The 833-nt window shown below is 68.2% G+C and carries 1 pseudogene; it reads left to right on the forward strand.

The features are described from left to right. Nucleotides 1–16: 16 nt before the first annotated feature. Nucleotides 17–833 (forward strand): annotated as a pseudogene (locus tag JMF90_RS38890) (extracellular solute-binding protein); the annotation flags it as partial.

An 833-nucleotide genomic window follows, 5' to 3' on the forward strand; every position in this document is an offset into this window, starting at 1 on the left:
GATCGAGAGAGACCACATGACCTTGCTGAGCCGCCTGCGCGCGCTGTCCGCCGCCGTTGCGCTATCCGTTGCCGCCACGCACGCTTTCGCGGCGGACCTCGTCATCGCCGGCCGCGACGACATCTACGGCAAGGGGCTGGCCGACGCCGTCGCCGGCTTCAACAAGCTGCATCCGGGCACCGAGATCGAGCTGCTCAAGCTGCCGAACGCGAACCTGTACCAGAAGCTGAAGCTGTCGATGCGCGAAGGCACCGGCGCGTACGACCTCGTGATGATGGACGACACGTGGGCGCCGGAATTCATCGGCAACGGCTGGCTGAAACCGCTGCCCGCGTCGCTGGCCGATGCCGATCTCGTGCCGTCGGCGGTGGCGCTCGGCCGTAACGCGGCCGGCGCGCTGTACGCGCTGCCGATCGTCGGCAACGTCGAGATGTTCGCGTACCGCAAGGACCTGCTCGCGAAGTACAAGCTGCAACCGCCGCGCAACTGGGACGATGTGCTGAAGATCGCGCAGACCGTCGGCGGTGCGGACAAGAGCGTGTCGGGCGTCGTGTTCCGCGGCACGAAGGGCAACCCGGTCGTCACGGGCTTCCTGCCGATCCTGTGGGCATACGGCGGCGACGTGTTCGACCGTGCCGGCAACGTGACGATCGATTCGCGCGAAGCGCAGGCCGCGCTGAAGACGTTCCTTGCGCTGAAGGCGTTCGCGCCGAAGGACGTCGACGTATACGGCGCGGCCGAAGTGCGCGACGCGCTGCAACGCGGCACGGCGGCGCAGTCGATCGAGGTGTGGCCCGCCGTGGGTGCCGGCGCTCGATGACGCGAAGCAGTCG

The sequence above is a fragment of the Burkholderia sp. E168m23 genome, from assembly GCF_016586125.1.
Lineage (GTDB): Bacteria > Pseudomonadota > Gammaproteobacteria > Burkholderiales > Burkholderiaceae > Burkholderia > Burkholderia orbicola.